Genomic DNA, 20,675 nt, shown 5'->3' on the forward strand with positions numbered 1-20,675 from the left:
CGCGGACATCCGCGCGGGTTCCGAAAGAGGATCTCCGGACCGGGGTCCGGGGACGGTCGGGCGGCTTGCCGCCCGATCACTTCTTGTCGGTGCGGGCCTTGAGGGCCGCGCCGAGGATGTCGCCGAGGGACGCGCCCGAGTCGGTCGAGCCGTACTGGGCCATGGCCTCCTTCTCCTCCGCGACCTCGAGGGCCTTGATGGAGAGGGTGACGCGGCGGGCCTTGCGGTCGAACTGGGTCACGCGGGCATCCACCTTCTCGCCGGCCGCGAAACGCTCGGGGCGCTGGTCGGCGCGGTCGCGCGCAAGCTCGCTGCGCTTGATGAAGGTGGTAAGGTCGGTGTCGACGATCTTCACCTCGATGCCGCCGTCCTTCACCTCGAGAACCTCGCAGGTGACGACCTGGCCCTTCTTGATCTCGCCGGCTTCCGCGAAGGGGTCGCCGCCGAGCTGCTTGATGCCCAGCGAGATGCGCTCCTTCTCGACGTCCACGTCGAGAACCTGGGCGCGCACCATGTCGCCCTTCTTGAACTCGTCGATGACCTGCTCGCCCGGACGGTTCCAGTCGAGGTCCGAGAGGTGCACCATGCCGTCCACGTCGTTCTCGAGGCCGATGAAGAGACCGAACTCGGTCTTGTTCTTCACCTCGCCCTCGACGACGGAGCCGACCGGGTGCTTCTCGGCGAAGGCCTCCCACGGGTTCTGGAGCGTCTGCTTCAGGCCCAGCGAGATGCGGCGCTTCACCTGGTCGACCTCGAGGATCACGACCTCGACCTCCTGGGAGGTGGAGATGATCTTGCCGGGGTGGACGTTCTTCTTGGTCCAGGACATCTCGGACACGTGGATCAGGCCTTCGATGCCCGGCTCCAGCTCCACGAACGCGCCGTAGTCGGTGATGTTCGTGACGCGGCCCTTCAGCTTGGCGCCGACGGGGTAGCGGGCGGCGATGCCCTCCCACGGATCGGCGAGGAGCTGCTTGATGCCCAGGGAGATGCGGTGCGTGTCGTGGTTGATCTTGATGATCTTCACCTTGACCGTCTGGCCGATGTTCACGACCTCGGACGGATGGTTCACGCGCCTCCACGCCATGTCGGTGACGTGCAGCAGGCCGTCGATGCCGCCGAGGTCGACGAACGCACCGTACTCGGTGATGTTCTTGACCACGCCGTCGATGACCTGACCCTCTTCGAGGTTGGCCACGAGCTCGGAGCGCTGCTCGGCGCGGCTCTCCTCGAGGACCGTGCGGCGCGACACGACGATGTTGCCGCGGCGGCGGTCCATCTTGAGGATCTGGAACGGCTGGGCCACGCCCATGAGCGGCGTGACGTCGCGCACCGGGCGGATGTCCACCTGGGAGCGCGGCAGGAAGGCCACGGCGCCGTCGAGATCGACGGTGTAGCCGCCCTTCACCTGGTTGAAGATGACGCCGTTGACGCGCTCGCCGGCCTCGAAGGCCTTCTCGAGCTTCACCCACGACTCCTCGCGGCGGGCCTTGTCGCGGGAAATGACGGCCTCGCCCAGCGCGTTCTCGATGCGCTCGACATAGACCTCGACCTCATCGCCGACGTTGATCGTCTGGTCGCGATTGGGGCCGGTGAATTCCTTCAAGGGCACGCGGCCCTCGGTCTTGGCGCCGATATCGATGACCGCGACGTCCTTTTCGATCGCGACCACCTTGCCCTTCACGACCGAGCCTTCGCTGATCTCGGAGGTGCGGAAGGATTCTTCGAGCAGGGCCGCGAAATCCTCACGGCTCGGCGCTTGCTGATATGCTGCGGACATAGGTTCTCCTGAATGGCCCTCGTTCAAGGGGGCGACGCCGGCGGCTCGTGTTACGGGTCGCTTTCAGCCGCCGCAGCCGTGGACGCCCCTCGAGGGCCGGGTCCACGACAAGCCGCTCCTCGGGGAGCGGGCCGGCGTATCGTCGACGGATGAAAACGCATGATCCGCCAGGCCTCGGGAAGCGCAAAGAGGGCGCGCATGACGCACCCTGACCGTTCCGCAACCGCACAGCACCTGCCGGACGGTCCCTATGTACCGCCTTTCGGGCCCGTTCACAAGGGTTCCCGGCCCGGAAGGTCCGGAGCCTCCGGAATGCGGCCGGGTCAGACCGGCCACTGGGAGCACCGGGCGCGCTCCACCGCCCAGGCGAGGGCCTGCTCCAGCCGGTCGTTGCCCCAGAACATCTCGCCGTCCTCCGCGAAGAAGGTGGGTGCGCCGAACACGCCCCGGGACAGGGCCTCCTCCCCCGCCCGGCGCAGGCGGGCCTTGTTGGCCTCCGTCCCGGCCTCGGCGAGCACCGCGTCGGGATTCTCGCCGAGGGAGGCGAGGATCTCGGCGAGGGTCGCGGGATCGCCGATGCTGCGGCCCTTGCCGAACTCCGCGGCGAAGACCGCCCGGCTGAAATCCGGCGTCCAGCCCCGGTCGAGCCCGACGAGGGCGACCCGCGCGGCGAGGAGGCTGTTCTGGGGAAACGGCTTGGGCCGGCAGAAGGGCAGCCGCAGGGCGGCCGCCTCCCGCTCCATGTCGCGCCACATGTAGCGGCCCTTGACGGGGTAGAGGTTGAAGGGGGAGTCGCTCAGCCCCTGCGCGCCAAGGATCGGCCCGAGCAGGAAGGGGCGCCACACGACGGCGACGCCCGCCCGCCCCGCCGCGTCGTCGATGCGCATGGCGGAAAGGTAGGAATAGGTGGAGGCGAACTCGTACCAGAACTCGAGGGTCGGCCTTGGCATGGCTGGGGCTCAGCGGTCGTCGGACGGTTTCGGGCGAGGCCGGCCGCCTTCCCCCGGGCCGGCCATGCCGCGGGAGCATCCCTAATCCATCGGAGCCCCGCGAGGCAGCGGCGTCCCTTCCGGTCGGGAATGCTCTGGACGCATGGCGGCGAAGGCCCGGCAGGACGCGCCCGGCCGGAGAAATCCCCGTTGCGCCGCCCAAGCTTCCGTTCTAAGTCGCGCAGGTCCCTCGTTTCTTGGAATTCCTGCCATGGCTGACAAGCGTGTGAACAAGGTCGTGCTCGCCTATTCCGGCGGCCTCGACACCTCCATCATCCTCAAGTGGCTGCAGACCACCTATGGCTGCGAGGTGGTGACCTTCACCGCCGATCTCGGCCAGGGCGAGGAGCTGGAGCCCGCCCGCAGGAAGGCCGAGCTTCTCGGCATCAAGCCGGAGAACATCTTCATCGAGGACCTGCGCGACGAGTTCGTGCGCGACTACGTGTTTCCCATGTTCCGGGCGAACGCCCAGTATGAGGGCCTGTATCTCCTCGGCACCTCCATCGCCCGGCCGCTGATCGCCAAGAAGCAGATCGAGATCGCCGAGAAGGTCGGCGCCGACGCGGTGGCGCACGGGGCCACCGGCAAGGGCAACGACCAGGTGCGTTTCGAGCTGTCCTACTACGCCCTCAAGCCCGACGTGACCGTGATCGCCCCCTGGCGCGAGTGGAACCTGACCTCCCGCACCAGGCTCATCGAGTTCGCGGAGCAGCACCAGATCCCGATCGCCAAGGACAAGCGCGGCGAGGCCCCGTTCTCGGTGGACGCCAACCTCCTGCACGCCTCCTCCGAGGGCAAGGTGCTGGAGGATCCGGCCGCCGAGGTGCCGGACTACGTCTATTCGCGCACCAACGATCCCGAATCCGCCCCCGACACGCCGACCGTCATCTCCATCGCCTTCGAGAAGGGCGACCCGGTCGCCATCGACGGGCAGCGCATGGGCCCGGCGGCGCTCCTGGCGAAGCTCAACGAGCTGGGGCGCATCAACGGCATCGGCCGCCTCGACCTGGTGGAGAACCGCTTCGTCGGCATGAAGAGCCGCGGCATGTACGAGACCCCCGGCGGCACCATCCTGCTGCTCGCCCATCGCGGCATCGAGTCGATCACCCTCGACCGCGGCGCGGCTCACCTGAAGGACGAGCTGATGCCGAAATACGCGGAGCTGATCTACAACGGCTTCTGGTTCTCGCCGGAGCGCGAGATGCTCCAGGCGCTGATCGACCGGTCCCAGGAATTCGTCACGGGCGAGGTCCGGCTCAAGCTCTACAAGGGCGGCGTGTACGTGATCGGCCGCGAGAGCCCCTACTCCCTCTACGACCAGGAGCTCGTGACCTTCGAGGAGGGCGCGGTCGCCTACGACCACCGCGACGCCGCCGGCTTCATCAAGCTCAACGCCCTCCGCCTGCGCACGCTGGCCCAGCGCAAGAAGAAGCTGGGGCTGTAAGGCGGCAGGGCCGCCTTCAGGAGACCCACCCTCCGACGGCCGCTCTCTCCCGCGAGAGCGGCCTTTTTTGCAGGCCGAAGGCGCGGACCGGCTTCTCGGAAGCGGGCTCATCAGGCCCACGCCCGTGAAGCCTGCCGCGCCGTTGGCCTGCCCCTCCCCAACCGCGCCCGGAATTCCTACCTTGAGGGTCGACACCCGCGGAGAGCCTCATGGTCTGGTCGATTCCCGTGGCGCGCATCGCCGGAACGGCGGTGCGCATCCATGTGACGTTCCTGCTGTTCCTGGTCTGGATCGGCGCCTCCTACTGGCGCATGGGCGGGCGCGAGGCGGCGGTCGAGGGCGTGCTGTTCATGGTGCTGCTCTTCGCCTGCGTGCTGGCGCACGAGTTCGGGCACATCCTCGCCGCCCGGCGCTTCGGCATCCGCACGCCGGAAGTGACCCTCTGGCCCATCGGCGGCATCGCCAGCCTGGAGCGCCTTCCCTCCAAACCGAGGGAGGAGCTCATCGTCGCCGTCGCGGGCCCGGCGGTGAACGTGGCGATCGCCGCCCTCATCGTCCTCGCCCTCGGCATCGGCCTCGGCGACGCCGCCACGGCGGCCATGGACGATCCCCGCACGAGCCTGCTCGCCCGGCTTGCCGGCGCCAACATCTTCCTCGTCGTGTTCAACCTGCTCCCGGCCTTCCCCATGGACGGCGGGCGGGTCCTGCGCGCGCTCCTCGCCATGCGGATGGGCAGCCTGGAGGCGACCCGCGTCGCGGCCCGCATCGGCCAGGGGGCGGCCTTCGTCTTCGCCCTCGTCGGCCTGTTCACGAACCCGATGCTGATCGTCATCGGCCTGTTCGTCTATCTCGCCGCCACGGCGGAGGCCCAGGACATGGCGTTCCGCGACGCGACCCGCGGCCTGCCGGTCCACGCGGTCATGATCCGCTCCCTCGAGACGCTGCCCACCTCCGCCACCCTGGACGACGCGGTCGACCTGATGCTGCGCACCTCGCAGAAGGAGTTTCCCGTGGTGGACGGGGCGCGGGCGCCGCGCGGGCTCCTCACCCGCGAGAACCTGATCCAGGCCCTGCACGCGGGCGGGGCGGCGACGCCGGTGCTGGAGGCGATGACCCGGGAGGTGCCCGCGGTCGGCGACGCCGAGCCCTTCGACGCCGCCCTCGCCGTGCTGACGCGGACCCGGGCTCCCGCCCTGTTCGTCCTCGACGGGGACGGCCACCTCGCGGGGCTCGTGACCCTGGAGAACATTGGCGAGATGATGATGGTGCGCAGCGTCCGCCCGGACTGGCGCTTCCGCAGCGGGAAATCCTTCGCCTGAGCCGGCCGGCGGGAAAAGCCCGCCGCAACCTTGGCCTTCCCCTCGCGGGGTTGGAAAATGCGGGTCCGCAACCCATATCGGAGCAGCCGTCATGGAACGGTCGCAGGAGGGTGGGCCTTATTAATCCGGCCCGCCCTATTGCCGGTTTGCGCGCATCGGGATAATGCAGCGCAATCATATTCCGCCCGGTTCGAGCCAGGGGCGCGGCCAAGCTTGGCCCGCGGACCGGGCCGTTTTGCTTTGAAAGACCTGCCTCATGAAGCTGCGCAACATCGCCATCATCGCCCACGTCGACCACGGGAAGACCACCCTGGTCGACAAGCTGCTCGCCCAGTCGGGCGCCTTCCGCGAGAACCAGCGGGTGGCCGAGCGCGTGATGGACTCGAACGACCTGGAGAAGGAGCGCGGCATCACGATCCTCGCCAAGGCCACCTCCGTGGTCTGGAAGGACACCCGCATCAACATCGTCGACACCCCCGGCCACGCCGATTTCGGCGGCGAGGTGGAGCGCATCCTCAACATGGTGGACGGCGCCATCGTGCTGGTCGACGCGGCCGAGGGCCCGATGCCGCAGACCAAGTTCGTGGTCTCGAAGGCGCTCAAGATCGGCCTCAAGCCCATCGTCGCCATCAACAAGATCGACCGTCCCGACGCCCGCCACCAGGAGGTCATCAACGAGGTGTTCGACCTCTTCGCGGCCCTCGACGCCACCGACGAGCAGCTCGACTTCCCGATCCTCTACGGGTCCGGCCGCGACGGCTGGATGGCCGCGTCGCCCGAAGGCCCGAAGGACCAGGGCCTCGCTCCCCTCTTCGACCTGGTGCTCGACCACGTGCCCCCCGCCAAGGTGGAGGAAGGGCCGTTCCGCATGCTCGGCACCATCCTCGAGGCCAATCCCTTCCTCGGCCGCATCGTGACCGGACGCATCACCTCCGGCACCGTGAAGCCGAACCAGTCGATCAAGGTGCTCGACCGCGACGGCAAGGTGATCGAGACCGGCCGCGTGTCGAAGATCCTCGCCTTCCGCGGCATCGAGCGCCAGCCCATCGAGGAGGGCGAGGCGGGGGACATCGTCTCCATCGCCGGCCTCGAGAAGGGCTCGGTGGCCGACACGTTCTGCGCGCCGGAAGTGACCGAGGCGCTGCCGGCCCAGCCCATCGATCCGCCGACCGTGACCATGTCGTTCCTCGTCAACGACTCGCCGCTCGCCGGCACCGAGGGCGACAAGGTGACGAGCCGCATGATCCGCGACCGCCTCTTCAAGGAGGCGGAAGGCAACGTGACGCTGAAGATCGAGGAATCCGCCGACAAGGACTCGTTCTACGTGTCGGGCCGCGGCGAACTGCAGCTCGCCATCCTCATCGAGACCATGCGCCGCGAGGGCTTCGAGCTCGCCGTCTCGCGCCCGCGCGTGGTGTTCAAGAAGGACGAGGCGACGGGCCAGCTCCTCGAGCCCATCGAGGAAGTGGTGATCGACGTGGACGAGGAGCATTCCGGCGTCGTCGTGCAGAAGATGTCGGAGCGCCGGGCGGACATGGTGGAGATGCGCCCCTCCGGCGGCAACCGCCAGCGCCTCGTGTTCTACGCCCCGACCCGCGGCCTCATCGGCTACCAGGGCGAGCTGATGACCGACACCCGCGGCACGGCGATCATGAACCGCCTGTTCCACGCCTACGAGCCCTACAAGGGCGAGATTGCGGGCCGCACCAACGGCGTCCTCATCTCCAACGACCAGGGCGAGGCGGTGGCCTACGCGCTCTGGAACCTGGAGGATCGCGGCCCGATGATCATCGATCCGGGCTGCAAGGTGTACCAGGGCATGATCGTCGGCATCCACAGCCGCGACAACGACCTCGAAGTGAACGTGCTCAAGGGCAAGAAGCTCACCAACATCCGCACCACGTCGAAGGACGAGGCGGTGCGCCTCACCCCGCCGATCCGCATGACCCTGGAGAAGGCGCTCGCCTGGATCCAGGACGATGAGCTCGTCGAGGTGACGCCGAAGTCGATCCGCATCCGCAAGGCGATCCTCGATCCGAACGAGCGCAAGCGCGCCGAGAAGCAGAAGGAGGCGCTGAGCGCCTGAGCCGGCGAAAGCCCGCGCTCCTGAAAAGCCGCCCTCGGGCGGCTTTTTTCATGATCCGGCCGGCCCGGCCACGGGATCCGGCAGGGCCTCGAGCCTCGCCACCGGCGAGGCGAGGATGACGAGGAGCTGCACGACGAAACCCGCCGCCGCGACCGCAATGCAGGCCTCCGGCCCGTAGGCCGCGCCGATGGCCGCGCCCGCGGCGGCCCCGATGGGCCGGGCGCCCGCCGTCGCGGTCATCACCAGGGCCGAGACGCGGCCCAGGAGGGAGACCGGCGTCACGGTCTGGCGCAGGGTGGTCTGGCCGATCGTCCACAGGATGGGGCCTGCGCCGAACAGGAAGAACGAGAAGGCCGCGAGCGCCCCGGCCGGCACCCAGAGGGTCGCGGCCATGGCGAAGGCGGCCGCCACCGAGACGATGGGGCCCACGAGGATGGCGGCCCCGAAGGTGAGGCGGCCCACGAGGCGCGGCGCCGCGAGGGCGCCCGCGATCATTCCGATCCCGTAGGTGGCCAGCGAGGTGCCGATGCCCGCCGCATCGAGGCCGAGGACCCGCGCCGCGTAGGGGACATAGGCCGCCTGGAGCACGAACCAGGCGAGGTTCCAGGCGACCGCGGTCAGCAGGATCGGCCGGAGGTAGGGATGTCTCCAGGCGAAGGCGGCCCCCTCCTTCAGGTCCTGCCGGAGACGGCGCCGGGCCGCGGGAGCGACCGGGGTCTCCGGGACCCGGACCAGGAGCAGAACGGCGAGCGCCGACAGGGCGGCCGCCAGCACGAAGGTCGGCGAGGCTCCGAGGAAGCCGACGAGGCTCCCCGCCAGGGCCGGGCCCGCCGCATAGGCGATGCTGCGGGCCAGTTCGAGCTGCCCGTTCGCCTTCGCGAGCAGGCTCCGCCCGACGAGGGAGGGGACGAGGGCCGGCGCGGCGACGCTGAAGACCACCGTTCCCGTCGCCGCCGCGAAGCCGAGGGCCGCCAGGGTCGGAATCGAGAGCCATCCTGCCGCCGCAAGGAGCGGCAGGGCCAGCAGGGCGAGGACCCGGAGCCCCTCCGCGGCGGCCATCAGCGTCCGGCGCGGCAGCCGGTCGGCCAGGATACCGGCGGGAAACGACAGGAGAAGGAACGGGAGGGTCTGAACGACGGCGAGAAGCCCGGTCTCGCCGGGACCGGCGCCGAGGGCGAGGACGGCGATGAGCGGGGCAGCGGCGAGCCCGATCTGCTCGGCCGACTGTGCGGCGAGGTTGGACCGGGCGAGGAAGCGGAACGAGGGCGGCAGGGGGTTCGGCATGGGAGCATCCGGCACTTGGATCTTGCAGATCTTGCCGTGTCCCTATGCGCCGCGCCTCGGGCGCCGCCCACCCGTTTCCTGCGGCGGCGGGCCGAAGCCTCAGCCCTCGGCCTTGTCCCCCTGTCCCTTCTTCGCGCCCGCGCCCGACGGGTTCGTCGAATCCTCGCCCTTGCCCGCGGGGTCCGTGCGGCCCTGGGGCGTCAGGCGCGGGCCGTCGATGTCCTTGGCGGATGCGGTGCCGGAGCGCTCGCTCCGTTTCGTCCTGTCGGTGCTCATGGGGCCTGCCTCGTCCTGTCAGGTGGGACCGCCGCCTCCGGCGGGATCGCTTCGGGGCCCGCCCGGGACCCCGTTGGAAACGACCGTATCCGTGTCGTTCTCCGCAGCGCCGCCGAGGTCGAAGCCCGGGCGGTCTTCCGATCCGGGCCGGGGATTGCGGGCCGCCGCGTTCGGGTCCGGCCGCTCGGTGGGAACGCGCGGCTCAGCCTTGTCCTTGTCCGTCATCGTCGTCTCCTCGCCCCTCTACCCGGTCACCGATTCCGTGCCCTCGCCGTTGCCGGGCGGTGTGAGGGTGCCGGTCCCCGGCGTGGCGTCGGGATTGGTCAGCGAAGGGTCGGCATGGGGCCCGGCGGAAGGGATCTTCCGCTTGGCCGCCTTCTCGCCGGACGGCCGCTCGGCCCCGGGCCTGCGTTCCGCTTCGGATCCCTGCCGGCCGTCCTGCGCCGGGTCGTTGGAGTGGTTGCCGTAGCCTGCATAGCCCATGGTCGCCTCCTGCCCGTTTCAGGTGCCGTTGCGCTTGACGGACCCGGTCGGCGCACCGCCCGTGGAGCCCCCGCCGGTGCCGATGGATCCGGCCGAGGCGCCGGGCCCGCCGCCGGGGACCGTGCCGCCCGGCTGAAGGGACGAGGCGATTCCGCCGGGATTCCGGGGCGTGTGGGTCGTCGGGGTGGGAGCCTTGTCCGGACCGGCCTCGGCCCGGCCGGAACGCTCGCTGCCGGTCGCGGCCGTCGCCCGGGCGATGGCCTCCGCGGTCGCGTCGCGATCGGCTGGGGAGAGGCTGGCGTCGCTCAGGTGCCGCGTGGTCTCCGGCGTCTCCGCCGCCGTGAGGTCGCTGTGGTTGTCTGCCTTGCCGCCCGCGCCCACCATGGCGTTCCGGTAATTGTTGGCCTCGCCGCCGGGTTCGTCCCAGACGCGGCGCAGGCTCGCATTGGCCTCGGGGCCGCTGTCGCGGTTGGGATCGACGGGTGTACCGGCTCCGCCGCGCTGCTCGTTGCGGATCTGGTCCGCCGTCCGGTCGTGCAGGGAATGGGGAGCCTTCCGATCCGCCATGACGAACTCCTTGAAATATCGCTTGAACAATTCGTGTCGGAACAAGGAGAACCCGGCGGGCCAAGGGAAGTTCTGGCCACGCTTCGCGCCTTTCGAAAAAAGAAGGGGCGGCCCCGCGGCCGCCCCTTCGCAAGCATCCGCCGTCGCGGCGGGACGGTTCAAAGCCCCTCGAAGAGCGGGCTCGAAATGTAGCGCTCGGCGAACGAGGGAGCGACGGTGACGATGCGCTTGCCCCGGAATTCCGGACGCGCCGCGATCTCGAGGGCGGCCGCCACGTTGGCGCCGGTGGAGATGCCGCCCGGAATGCCCTCGAGCTTCGAGAGCTGGCGGGCCGTGTCGAAGGCGGTCTGGTTCCCGACGGTCACCACGTCGTCGATCACCGAGCGGTCGAGCACCTCCGGCACGAAGCCGGCGCCGATGCCCTGGATCTTGTGCGGCCCCGGCTGGCCGCCGGAGAGAACGGGTGAATCCTCCGGCTCCACGGCGATCACCTTCAGGCTGGCCAAGCGCGGCTTGAGCACCTGCCCGACGCCGGTGATCGTGCCGCCGGTGCCCACGCCGGCGACGAAGGCGTCGAGCCGGCCGCCCGTGTCGTTCCAGATCTCCTCCGCCGTGGTCCTGCGGTGGATCTCCGGGTTGGCGGGGTTCCGGAACTGCTGCGGCATCACTGCGCCCGGGATCTCCTTCAGGAGCTCCTCGGCCTTCGCGATGGCGCCCTTCATGCCCAGGGGCCCCGGCGTCAGGGCGAGCTCGGCGCCGAGATAGGCCAGCATCTTGCGGCGTTCGATGGACATGGTCTCCGGCATCACCAGGATGAGGCGATAGCCCCGCGCCGCGGCCACGAAGGCGAGCGCGATGCCGGTGTTGCCGGAGGTCGGCTCCACGAGCGTGGCGCCCGGCTTGATGGCGCCGGCCGCTTCCATGGCGTCGATCATGCTCACGCCGATGCGGTCCTTCACGCTCGAGATCGGGTTAAAGAACTCGAGCTTGACCAGGATCTCCGCGTCGACGCCGCGCTCCTTCGGCAGGCGGTTCAGACGGACGAGAGGGGTATTGCCGATGGTCTCCGTGATGGAGCCGTAGATCCGGCCGCGGCCCGGCTTCTGGACAGTGTCAGCCATGGAACTCTCCTTGTGTCTGAACGAGGTCTAGCTTATTTAACGTCCAATGTCGATGAACTCGTTATTATACGGATTCATATCGTGAAATCTGCGGGCGTCGCCTGCTCCACCTCCGTCTCGGACTGCGCTTCGTTGCAGAGATCCTCCACCGTGACCCGGTCGAGTTCGGCAAGAAAGGCATCGATGCCTTTCCGCACCAGAGGCTCCACCACGGACTCCGCGAGGCGGGACTCCGGAAGCGGGGAGCCGCCCTCGTCCTCGTAGGCGGTCATCGCCACCCGGACGATGTCGCCGGCGGTGATCCGCCGCCGCTCGCGGGCGAGCTCGTAGCCGCCCCGCGGGCCGCGCAGTCCCTTGAGGATGCCGTTGCGGACGAGCGCCTGGAGCACCGGCTCCAGATGGCGCGGAGGCAGGTTGTGCCGGGCGGCCAGGGCCTTCGCCGAGACCGGCATGGGCCGGGCGTGCAGCGCGATGTCCGTGACGGCCGCGATGGCGAGCAGCGACCGGCGCGAGAGAATGTTCATCGTCCCCTCCCCTGAAGTCCGGTGGAGCCGAAGCCGCCCCCGGCGCGCGGCGTGTCGTCGATGGCCTCCACCGCCACCGGCTCGACCCGGGTCACGGGCGCGATCACCATCTGGGCGATGCGCAGGCCGCGGGTCACCGTGAAGCTCTCCCGTCCCAGATTGACGAGGAGCACCTGCACCTCGCCCCGGTAATCGGCATCCACCGTTCCCGGCGCATTGAGCACGGTGACGCCGTGCCTGAGGGCGAGGCCCGAGCGCGGGCGGACCTGCGCCTCGTAGCCGGGCTCGAGCTGGATCGCGAGTCCGGTCGGAACCAGGGCGCGCGCGAGCGGCGCGAGGACGAGGGGCGCCTCCTCCGGATTGGCGGCGATCAGGTCCATGCCCGCCGCGCCCGCGGTCTCGTAGCGCGGGAGCGGAAGGTCCGCGGCGTGGGCGAGCCGCCGGATGCGGAGCAGGTGGGTCATTCGCCGGGGCCCTTCACCATCTCTGCCATGATCTCTGCCATGTGCGCGACGAGGCGGCGCGCCACCTCGTTCTTGGAGAGCGTCGGCCAGGTCTCGACGCCCGCCGCGCTCACGAGATGCACCGTGTTGCTGTCGCCGCCCATCACGCCGGTTCCCGAGGACACGTCGTTGGCGACGATGAGGTCGCACCCCTTCTTGGCGAGCTTGCGCCGGGCATGCTCGATCACGTGCTCCGTTTCCGCCGCGAAGCCGACCACGAGCGGAGGACGGTTCTCGCCGCGCCTCGCAACGGTGGCGAGGATGTCCGGGTTCTCGGCGAGGCGAAGCTCCGGCAGGGCGCCCGCGTCCTTCTTGATCTTCTGCCCGCCCGCGTTGGCGACGCGCCAGTCGGCCACGGCGGCGGCGAAGACGCCGATGTCGGCGGGCAGCGCCTCCTCGACGGCCCGGAGCATGTCGCGGGCGCTTTCCACGCGGATCGTGGTCACCCCGGGCGGATCGGGAAGATCCACGGGACCGGAGACCAGCGTCACCCGCGCGCCCGCCTCCGCCGCCGCGCGGGCGATGGCGTGGCCCTGCTTGCCGGAGGAGCGGTTGGCGATGTAGCGCACCGGGTCGATGGGTTCGTGGGTCGGGCCGGAGGTGACGAGCACATGCCGGCCGAGAAGCGGGCCGGACGGCGCGAAGAGCTTCTCGACGGCGGCGACGATCTCCAGGGGCTCGGCCATCCGCCCCGGCCCGGTTTCCGCCTCGGCCATCGGGCCTTCGTTCGGCCCGACGACGCGCACGCCGTCCGCCAGCAGGGTCGCGAGATTCCGCTGCGTCGCCGGATGCAGCCACATGCGCACGTTCATGGCGGGCGCGAGGAGGATCGGCAGGGTCGTGGCGAGGAGAACGGTCGAGGCGAGATCGTCCGCGTGGCCGCCGGCCATCTTCGCCATGAGGTTGGCCGTGGCCGGCGCCACGAGGACGAGGTCCGCGTCGCGGGCGAGGCGGATATGGCCGATATCGGCCTCGTCCTCCCGGTCGAACAGGTCGGTGTGCGTGCGCTGCCCGGAAACGGCGGAAGCCGCGAGCGGCGTGACGAATTGCTGTGCCCCGGCCGTCATGATGCAGCGCACGGAGGCGCCGCGCTCCCGGAGGCGCCGGATCAGGTCGAGGGACTTGTAGGCCGCGATCCCGCCGCCGATGACGAGTAGGATCCGTTTGCCGTCGAGCGTCATGTCCTCAGAACCCCCGTATCGCGAGGATCATCAGCGACAGGGCGATGATCCACAAGGCCGCCGCGCTCCACCGGTTGCCCCGGGCCTCCGCCCGGCCGATCGCGGACACGCTGTCCTTGTGCAGCGGGACGCCCTTGGCCGTCACGTCCTCGAGCTGGTTCAGGACGCGCCTGGCCCGGAGCGCCATGTCGGGCAGGTCCGCTGCGAGGCCGCCGAGGGTGGACAGGGCGGAGCCCGCCTCCTCGATGCGGCCCACGGGACCGAGGTGGCGCTCGATCCATTCCCGCACCACCGGCTCGGAGGTGGTCCACATGTCGAGGCGCGGGTCGAGATTTCGCGCGACCCCTTCCACCACCACCATGGTCTTCTGCAGCATCACGAGCTCGATGCGCGTCGCCATGTCGAACAGGGCCGTGATCTCGAACAGCAGCGAGAGCAGCTTCGCCATCGAGATCTCGTCGGCGCGCCGGTCGTGGATCGGCTCGCCGATGGCGCGCAGGGCCTGGGCGAAATCCTCGACCGAATGATGGGGCGGCACGTAGCCCGCCTCGAAATGCACCCGCGCCACGCGCAGGTAGTCGCGGCGGATGAAGCCGAGCAGGATCTCCGCCAGGAAGCGCCGCTCCTTCATGCCGAGGCGGCCCATGATGCCGAAATCCACCGCGACGAGGCGCCCCTGCGGATCCACGAACAGGTTGCCCGGGTGCATGTCCGCGTGGAAGAAGCCGTCGCGGATCGCATGGCGCAGGAAGGACTGGATGACCGTGCGCGCCAGGGCGACGCGGTCGAAGCCCGCCGCCTCGATCCCGGCGACGTCGTTGAGGCGGATGCCGTCGATCCAGGTGATGGTCAGCACGTCGCGGGCGGTGAGGTCCCATTCCGGCTTCGGCACGCGGAAGTCCGGATCGTCCCTGGTGTTCTCCCCGAGCTCCGAGACGGCGGCCGCCTCGAGGCGCAGGTCCATCTCGACCGCCACGGAGCGGGCGAGCGCCTCCACCACCTCGACCGGCTTGAGGCGCTTGGCGTCGGGCACGAGCCGCTCGACGAGGCGCGCGGCGGCGCGCATGGCCTGAAGGTCGCGGGCGAAGCCCTCGCGCACGCCGGGGCGGACTACCTTCACCGCCACCGTCTGCGGCCCTTCCGGCGTGCGGATGACCGCCTTGTGGACCTGGGCGATGGAGGCGGCCGCGATCGGCTCGCTGAACTCCAGGAACAGCTCGCCGATGGGGCGGCCGAGGGCGATCTCGACCATGCGCACCGCATCCTTTCGCGGAAACGGCGGCATGCGGTCCTGAAGGTGCTCGAGGTCGCGCGCAGCGGCGACGCCGACGATGTCGGGCCGCGTCGCCAGGAACTGGCCGAACTTGACGTAGGACGGCCCGAGCCGCGTCAGGGCCGCGGAAAGCCGCGCCGCGCCGTCCCCCGCCTGCCGCCGCTCGATGAGGCGCGCGAGGCGCAGGGCCATCCGGGCCGCAGGCGGCAGGACGTTCGGGTCGATCAGCGCGAGGGCGCCCTCCCGCGCCAGGACGAAGCCGGCGCGCAGGTTGCGGAAGAGATGGACGAGGCTGCCGATCACGTCAGATCTTCCAGCCGGAATGGATGGCGACGACCCCCGCCGTCAGAGGCCGGTAGCTGACGCGCCTGAAGCCGGCCTGCTCGATCATGCGGGCGAAGGCGGCCGGGGGCGGGAAGCGCCGGATCGATTCGACGAGGTACCGGTAGGATTCCGCATCCCCCGTGACCAACTGGCCGAGGCGGGGGATCACGTTGAAGGAATAGGCGTCGTAGATCCGGTCGAGGCCGGGCACGTCCACCTTGGAGAACTCCAGGCACAGGAAGCGCCCGCCGGGCCTGAGCACCCGGTGCGCCTCGCGCAGGGCGACGTCGATGCGCGGCACGTTCCGGATGCCGAAGGCGATGGTGTAGGCGTCGAAGGATTTGTCCTCGAAGGGCAGGGCCTCGGCGTTGGCCTCCACGAAGTCGATGCGCCCGTCATGGGCGCGCCCCGCCCGCTCCCGGCCGACCGCCAGCATGTCGCCGTTGATGTCGAGGACCGTCACATGGGTCGCGGGCCCTCCGGCCTCCAGGATGCGGAAGGCCACGTCCCCGGTGCCGCCGGCCACGTCGAGGTGACGGAAGGGCCGGTTCCGCGGCGGCCGCAGCATGGCGACCAGGGCGTTCTTCCAGACCCGGTGGAGTCCGCCGGACATGAGGTCGTTCATGAGGTCGTACCGGCCCGCGACGGAATGGAAGACCTCGTTGACCCGGCCCTGCTTCTCTTCGAGCGGCACGGACTGGAACCCGAAATGGGTGGTTTCTTCGCTCATCTGCCGATCCTTCCCCTCGCCGTTCCGTCGTCGCGTGCCGCGATCCATAGCGGATGCGGGCCCGGATGGCTATGTAAGGGGCTCCCCGACACCGAGAGATGGTTGATGCCCGAGCTTCCCGAAGTCGAGACCGTCCGCAGGGGCCTGGAGCCCGCCATGGTGGGGGCGCGGTTCACGCGGGTGATCCAGCGCCGCCCGGACCTGCGCTTCCCCTTCCCCGAGCGGTTCGCGGAGCGGCTGGAAGGCCGGGAGGTGACGGCCCTGGGCCGGCGCGCCAAGTACCTCCTGGCGGACCTGTCGTCCGGCGAGGTCCTGGTGATGCATCTGGGCATGTCGGGGCGCTTCCTCGTCACGCAGGAGGGCCGGAGCGTCAGGCCCGGGGAGTTCCACCACGAACATGGGGCCGCCGGCGCCCACGACCACGTGGTCTTCTCCCTCTCGAACGGCGCCACCGTCACCTACAACGACGCCCGCCGCTTCGGCTTCATGGATCTCGTCCCGCGCGCCGGGATCGAGACCTGCCGCCACTTCAGGGACATGGGCATCGAGCCCCTCGGCAACGCCCTGTCGGGCGAGACGGTCGCGCGGCTCTTCGCCGGCCGCCGCACCCCGCTGAAGGCGGCCCTCCTCGACCAGCGCCTGATCGCGGGGCTCGGCAACATCTATGTCTGCGAGGCCCTGTTCCGGGCGGGCCTCCACCCGGAGGCCCCGGCGGGCTCCCTCGCCGCTGCCGGGGGCGGGCCCACCGCGAAGGCGCACAGGCTCGCCGAGGCGATCCGCGACGTCCTGAACGAGGCCGTCGCGGCGGGCGGCTCGACCCTGAGGGACCACGCCCGGGTGGACGGCACCCTCGGCTATTTCCAGCACGCCTTCCGGGTCTACGACCGGGAGGGGGAGCCCTGCACCGCGCCCGGCTGCACGGGCCGGATCGCGCGGCTGGTGCAGGGGGGGCGCTCCACCTTCCTCTGCCCCTCCTGCCAGACGTGAGACCGCTCCCGCCGTTCCCTGCGATGACAACAGCGTGAGGTCGGCCCGAGCCGGCGACGACACCCGGCCTTCCCCGGCGACAGGAAGGACGAACGCGGCTACACTGCCCGACTCGATGGGCAGGTTGCGGCGTCCGCGTCGCCGGCGGCCTCCCGGGGGCAAGGCCCATGGCGGACACGCCGATGCCGAACCGCCCGAACCGGTTTCGGAGGTTAAGGCTATGGCGAAAATTCATACGATGCCCGGCGTGGGTCCCGCGCTGCAGGCGCCTGCCGTGCGGACCATCGGCGTGGAGGATCTCAGGGAGGCGCTGCGCCGCGGGCTCGACGACTTCCTGGCGATGCCGACCCACGCCCTCTTCATCGCCCTCATCTATCCCGTCCTCGGACTGTTCCTCGCCGCCGCCATCTTCGGCAACAACGTCCTGCCGCTGCTCTATCCGCTGGTGGCGGGCTTCGCCCTCGTCGGCCCCGTCGCCGCCGTGGGGCTCTACGAACTGAGCCGCCGCCGCGAACGGGGAGAGGATCTCGCCCTGGCGCGCGCCTCGGGAGTGCTGCGCTCCCCCGCCATCGGCTCCATCGCAGCGCTGGGCGGCATCCTGGTGGCGATCCTCTTTCTCTGGCTCGCGACCGCGCAGGCGCTCTACCACACGATCTTCGGCGACTACCTCCCCGCGACCCTCACCGGGTTCCTGCAGGAGGTCCTCACGACCCGCCGGGGCTGGACGCTGATCCTCATCGGCAACGCCATCGGCCTCGCCTTCGGCGCGCTCGTGCTGTCCATCAGCGTCGTGTCCTTCCCGCTGCTGCTCGACCGCAACGTGGGCGTCCCCGTCGCGATCCAGACCTCGCTCCAGGCGGTCGGCGCGAGCCCGGGCCCCATGGCCCTGTGGGGACTGATCGTCGCCGTCCTGCTGCTGGTGGGCTTCATCCCCTTCTTCTTCGGGCTCGCGGTGGTGATTCCGGTCCTCGGCCACGCGACCTGGCACCTCTACCGCCGCGCGGTCCCCGGCTGAGACGGCTCCCCGGGCCGGGCGCGCCCGGCCCGCGATTTCCACTTGCCCGTTTCCTGCGCCTCGCCTACCGGTGAGCCTCCATCGAGGAGGCGACGGCATGGATTACGAAACGATCATCGTCGAAACCCGCGGCAAGGTGGGGCTCATCACCCTCAATCGCCCGCAGGCGCTGAACGCCCTCAACGCGACCCTGCTCGGCGAGGTGAACCGGGCGCTGGACGTCTTCGAGGCGGACCGCGGGATCGGCTGCATCGTGGTGACGGGCTCCGAGAAGGCCTTCGCGGCGGGCGCCGACATCAAGGAGATGGCGAACCTCACCTATCCGCAGATCTACGCGGACGACCACTTCGCCGGCTGGGACCGGGTGGCGAACCGGCGCAAGCCGATGATCGCCGCGGTGGCGGGCTTCGCGCTGGGCGGCGGCTGCGAGTTCGCCATGATGTGCGACTTCATCATCGCGGCGGAGAACGCCAAGTTCGGCCAGCCCGAGATCAAGCTCGGCGTCATGCCCGGCATGGGCGGCACCCAGCGCCTGACCCGCCTCATCGGCCGGGCGAAGGCCATGGAGATGTGCCTCACGGGGCGCATGATGGGCGCGGAGGAGGCGGAGCGCTCCGGCCTCGTCGCCCGGGTCGTGCCGACGGCGGAGCTTTTGAACGAGGCGCTCAAGACCGCCGAGGCCATCGCCTCCATGTCCCAGCCCATCGTCATGATGACGAAGGAGAGCATCAACCGGGCCGACGAGGTGTCCCTGTCCGAGGGCGTCCGCTTCGAGCGCCGGGTGTTCCACGCCATGTTCGCCACCGCCGACCAGAAGGAGGGCATGGCCGCCTTCGTCGAGAAGCGCGCCCCCCGCTTCTCGGACCGCTGATCCGTGGCCCTTCCGAGCCTCGACGCGATGGCGGCCCTGGCCGCCGTCTCCCTCGTCGCCGGGTTCGTCGACTCCATCGCGGGGGGCGGCGGGCTCGTGACGGTTCCCGCCCTGCTCCTCGCCGGACTCGACCCGGCCCAGGCCATCGCCACCAACAAGGTGCAGGGCACCTTCGCCGCCGCCTCGGCCACCTACACCTTCGGCCGCAAGGGCCTGATCGCCTGGGCCTCGGCCTGGCGCTTCGCCCTCGTCGCCTTCGCGAGCGGGATCGCCGGGGCGCTCTGCGTCCGGTTCCTGCCCCGGCCCGTCCTGGACGGGCTGATCCCCGTGCTCCTCATCGCCATCGCCCTCTTCTTCGCCTTCTCGCCGAGCGTCCGGAACGAGGACGCCCATGCGCGGATGGGAGCCCTCGCCTTCGGGGCGACGGTGCCGGTGGCGGTGGGGTTCTACGACGGGATCTTCGGCCCGGGCGCGGGCTCCTTCTACATGCTGGCCTTCGTCACCCTGCTCGGCTACGGGGTGGTGCGGGCGACCGCCCATACCAAGCTGCTCAACCTGTGCAGCAATCTCGGCAGCCTCTTCCTCTACGCCGCGACGGGCGCGGTGGTCTGGCCGGTCGGGCTCCTGATGGCGGGCGCCTCCCTGCTGGGGGCGCAGATCGGCTCCCGGCTGGCGATGCGCCACGGGGCGCGGATCATCCGCCCCCTCCTCGTGGCGGTGTCGGGACTGATGGCGCTCAGGCTCCTCCTCGACCCCGCCAATCCCTGGCGGCAGGGGCTCGCGGCGCTTTTTTGACGCGCAAACGCCAGCAAGCGTTGACGTTCGGCGCGGCCGTCGCTATAAGCCGCTCCACACGAGCCCGCGCGTTCCGCGGGCTCTTCGGTTTCCATGCAATCAACCGACCGCCGTCTCAAGCCGGAGAACCGGCTCGCCCGCGTCGGACTTTAGAGAACGAGGACTGGCCATGGCCAACACCGTGTCGGCCAAGAAGATGACCCGCAAGATCGCGAAGCGCACCGCGGTCAACCGCTCGCGCCGCAGCCGCATGCGGACCTTCATCCGTAAGGTCGAGGAGGCGATCGCCTCCGGCAACCCGAACGAGGCCGTCGCCGCGCTCCGGGCCGCCGAGCCCGAGATCATGCGCGCCGCCCAGAAGGGCATCGTGCACAAGAACACCGCCTCGCGGAAGGTGTCCCGCCTCGCCCAGCGCGTGAAGGCGCTGGTTGCCTGAGCGACGGCTTCGCCGCATCGCCGCGATCGCGGATCGACGCTTGAAGAACCCGGCCCTGGCGCCGGGTTTTTTCATGCCCGGAGCGTCCGCGCGGGGGAGCGGTCTTATCCACATTCGATCTTGACTCGAAAGTCCTTTCCAGGGGTGATCCGCCCCCGCCCGCAGGTTCGGAGCGCGCAATAAAACGCGATCCCCTTCAACAGCTTAGCAGGCAAAGCTTCGCGAAGCATCGGAATCCGACGCCCGGGACGCCCGAATCGGTCCTGAATCGGGGTTGCGGGAAAACTCTTTTTGCAGGCTGCCGCCAAGCTGTGATGGAACTGTGAATCAATTGGAGACTCAGGACTTTATGGCGCAGGCGGAAAAGCTGTGGACGGGTCCGGGGATACCGGAGAACGCGGCGAAGCTCCCGGGACTCGACTCGGCCGTATTGCCCGCCCCTACCCCCCTGTGTAAGGTCAATCTCACTTCGACGGCCTGCCGCGAAGTCATCCTCTCAAGTGACAAGGTATAGCGCTCGAAAGCGAGGACGGGGCATTGTCTCGAGAATCAAGAAACAAGAGAAAGCTCTTCCCTCGTTCGGGTTTCGACTTGGAAAAGCTTGAGAGGTTGGACAGAAGATGACCGGTCACGGCCATCTGTACTTAAGCGTAAAAAGATAACCATCAGTAGTATTGGGGGCGCCTG

The 20,675-nt window shown here is 69.8% G+C and carries 21 protein-coding genes; 8 read left to right on the forward strand and 13 right to left on the reverse strand.

Annotation, left to right across the window (positions count from 1 at the left end):
* Window positions 1–76: 76 nt before the first annotated feature.
* A complete protein-coding gene (rpsA, locus tag GDR74_RS17960) occupies window positions 77–1,780 on the reverse strand; it encodes a 30S ribosomal protein S1 (RefSeq protein ID WP_152587578.1) in 1,704 nt (567 codons plus the stop codon).
* Window positions 1,781–2,103: 323 nt separating this feature from the next.
* Window positions 2,104–2,730, reverse strand: coding sequence for a 2-hydroxychromene-2-carboxylate isomerase (locus GDR74_RS17965; protein WP_152587579.1), 627 nt, complete (start codon window positions 2,728–2,730; stop codon window positions 2,104–2,106).
* Window positions 2,731–2,980: 250 nt separating this feature from the next.
* Between GDR74_RS17965 and GDR74_RS17970 the strand changes: the two genes are divergently transcribed.
* From GDR74_RS17970 to typA, 3 genes are all read left to right on the forward strand, one after another.
* On the forward strand, window positions 2,981–4,213 hold the full coding sequence (locus GDR74_RS17970) for an argininosuccinate synthase (protein WP_152587580.1): 1,233 nt from the start codon (window positions 2,981–2,983) through the stop codon (window positions 4,211–4,213).
* 209 nt (window positions 4,214–4,422) lie between these two features.
* On the forward strand, window positions 4,423–5,532 hold the full coding sequence (locus tag GDR74_RS17975; protein WP_152587581.1) for a site-2 protease family protein: 1,110 nt from the start codon (window positions 4,423–4,425) through the stop codon (window positions 5,530–5,532).
* Between the two features lie 256 nt (window positions 5,533–5,788).
* A complete protein-coding gene (gene typA / locus GDR74_RS17980; protein ID WP_152587582.1) occupies window positions 5,789–7,618 on the forward strand; it encodes a translational GTPase TypA in 1,830 nt (609 codons plus the stop codon).
* A 48-nt stretch (window positions 7,619–7,666) separates the two neighbouring features.
* Here the strand turns inward: typA and GDR74_RS17985 are convergent, their stop codons facing one another.
* From GDR74_RS17985 to ubiE, 11 genes are all read right to left on the reverse strand, one after another.
* The gene (locus GDR74_RS17985) at window positions 7,667–8,902 is read right to left on the reverse strand and encodes an MFS transporter (RefSeq protein WP_152587583.1); all 1,236 of its coding nucleotides are present in this window, start codon (window positions 8,900–8,902) and stop codon (window positions 7,667–7,669) included.
* Between the two features lie 99 nt (window positions 8,903–9,001).
* Complete coding sequence (locus GDR74_RS18260; RefSeq protein WP_194164577.1) at window positions 9,002–9,178, reverse strand: hypothetical protein; 177 nt, start codon at window positions 9,176–9,178, stop codon at window positions 9,002–9,004.
* Window positions 9,179–9,196: 18 nt separating this feature from the next.
* Window positions 9,197–9,403 carry a hypothetical protein gene (locus GDR74_RS17990; RefSeq protein WP_152587584.1) on the reverse strand — a complete coding sequence of 69 codons (207 nt, stop codon included), beginning with the start codon at window positions 9,401–9,403 and terminating at the stop codon, window positions 9,197–9,199.
* Between the two features lie 18 nt (window positions 9,404–9,421).
* On the reverse strand, window positions 9,422–9,661 hold the full coding sequence (locus tag GDR74_RS17995) for a hypothetical protein (RefSeq protein ID WP_152587585.1): 240 nt from the start codon (window positions 9,659–9,661) through the stop codon (window positions 9,422–9,424).
* A gap of 18 nt (window positions 9,662–9,679) precedes the next feature.
* Complete coding sequence (locus tag GDR74_RS18000) at window positions 9,680–10,228, reverse strand: hypothetical protein (RefSeq protein ID WP_152587586.1); 549 nt, start codon at window positions 10,226–10,228, stop codon at window positions 9,680–9,682.
* Window positions 10,229–10,386: 158 nt separating this feature from the next.
* Window positions 10,387–11,349, reverse strand: a complete 963-nt coding sequence (gene cysK / locus GDR74_RS18005; RefSeq protein ID WP_152587587.1) for a cysteine synthase A — start codon at window positions 11,347–11,349, stop codon at window positions 10,387–10,389.
* Window positions 11,350–11,423: 74 nt separating this feature from the next.
* On the reverse strand, window positions 11,424–11,873 hold the full coding sequence (locus tag GDR74_RS18010; RefSeq protein ID WP_152587588.1) for an RrF2 family transcriptional regulator: 450 nt from the start codon (window positions 11,871–11,873) through the stop codon (window positions 11,424–11,426).
* Window positions 11,870–12,337: a dUTP diphosphatase gene (gene dut / locus GDR74_RS18015; RefSeq protein WP_152587589.1), complete on the reverse strand. Its 468-nt coding sequence runs from the start codon at window positions 12,335–12,337 to the stop codon at window positions 11,870–11,872. The genes GDR74_RS18010 and dut overlap by 4 nt, the downstream gene beginning before the upstream one ends.
* Entirely contained in the window at window positions 12,334–13,557 is a 1,224-nt protein-coding gene (coaBC, locus tag GDR74_RS18020; protein WP_152587590.1) for a bifunctional phosphopantothenoylcysteine decarboxylase/phosphopantothenate--cysteine ligase CoaBC, read from the reverse strand. Before coaBC ends, dut begins: the two co-directional genes overlap by 4 nt.
* Before the next feature lie 4 nt (window positions 13,558–13,561).
* Window positions 13,562–15,133 carry a 2-polyprenylphenol 6-hydroxylase gene (ubiB, locus tag GDR74_RS18025; RefSeq protein WP_152587591.1) on the reverse strand — a complete coding sequence of 524 codons (1,572 nt, stop codon included), beginning with the start codon at window positions 15,131–15,133 and terminating at the stop codon, window positions 13,562–13,564.
* Window position 15,134: 1 nt separating this feature from the next.
* Window positions 15,135–15,884, reverse strand: a complete 750-nt coding sequence (gene ubiE, locus GDR74_RS18030; RefSeq protein ID WP_152587592.1) for a bifunctional demethylmenaquinone methyltransferase/2-methoxy-6-polyprenyl-1,4-benzoquinol methylase UbiE — start codon at window positions 15,882–15,884, stop codon at window positions 15,135–15,137.
* Window positions 15,885–15,989: 105 nt separating this feature from the next.
* Between ubiE and mutM the strand changes: the two genes are divergently transcribed.
* The 5 genes from mutM (at window position 15,990) to rpsT (ending at window position 19,988) form a co-directional block, all read left to right on the forward strand.
* Window positions 15,990–16,871: a bifunctional DNA-formamidopyrimidine glycosylase/DNA-(apurinic or apyrimidinic site) lyase gene (gene mutM, locus GDR74_RS18035; protein WP_152587593.1), complete on the forward strand. Its 882-nt coding sequence runs from the start codon at window positions 15,990–15,992 to the stop codon at window positions 16,869–16,871.
* 220 nt (window positions 16,872–17,091) lie between these two features.
* Window positions 17,092–17,886, forward strand: coding sequence for a DUF2189 domain-containing protein (locus tag GDR74_RS18040; protein WP_152587594.1), 795 nt, complete (start codon window positions 17,092–17,094; stop codon window positions 17,884–17,886).
* 97 nt (window positions 17,887–17,983) lie between these two features.
* Window positions 17,984–18,757 (forward strand): enoyl-CoA hydratase, encoded by a 774-nt coding sequence (locus GDR74_RS18045; protein WP_152587595.1) that lies wholly within the window; start codon window positions 17,984–17,986, stop codon window positions 18,755–18,757.
* A gap of 27 nt (window positions 18,758–18,784) precedes the next feature.
* On the forward strand, window positions 18,785–19,552 hold the full coding sequence (locus tag GDR74_RS18050) for a TSUP family transporter (RefSeq protein WP_152587852.1): 768 nt from the start codon (window positions 18,785–18,787) through the stop codon (window positions 19,550–19,552).
* A 169-nt stretch (window positions 19,553–19,721) separates the two neighbouring features.
* Window positions 19,722–19,988 (forward strand): 30S ribosomal protein S20, encoded by a 267-nt coding sequence (gene rpsT / locus GDR74_RS18055; protein WP_152587596.1) that lies wholly within the window; start codon window positions 19,722–19,724, stop codon window positions 19,986–19,988.
* Window positions 19,989–20,675 lie beyond the last annotated feature (687 nt).

The organism is Microvirga thermotolerans, assembly GCF_009363855.1.
In the GTDB taxonomy this organism is placed as follows: domain Bacteria; phylum Pseudomonadota; class Alphaproteobacteria; order Rhizobiales; family Beijerinckiaceae; genus Microvirga; species Microvirga thermotolerans.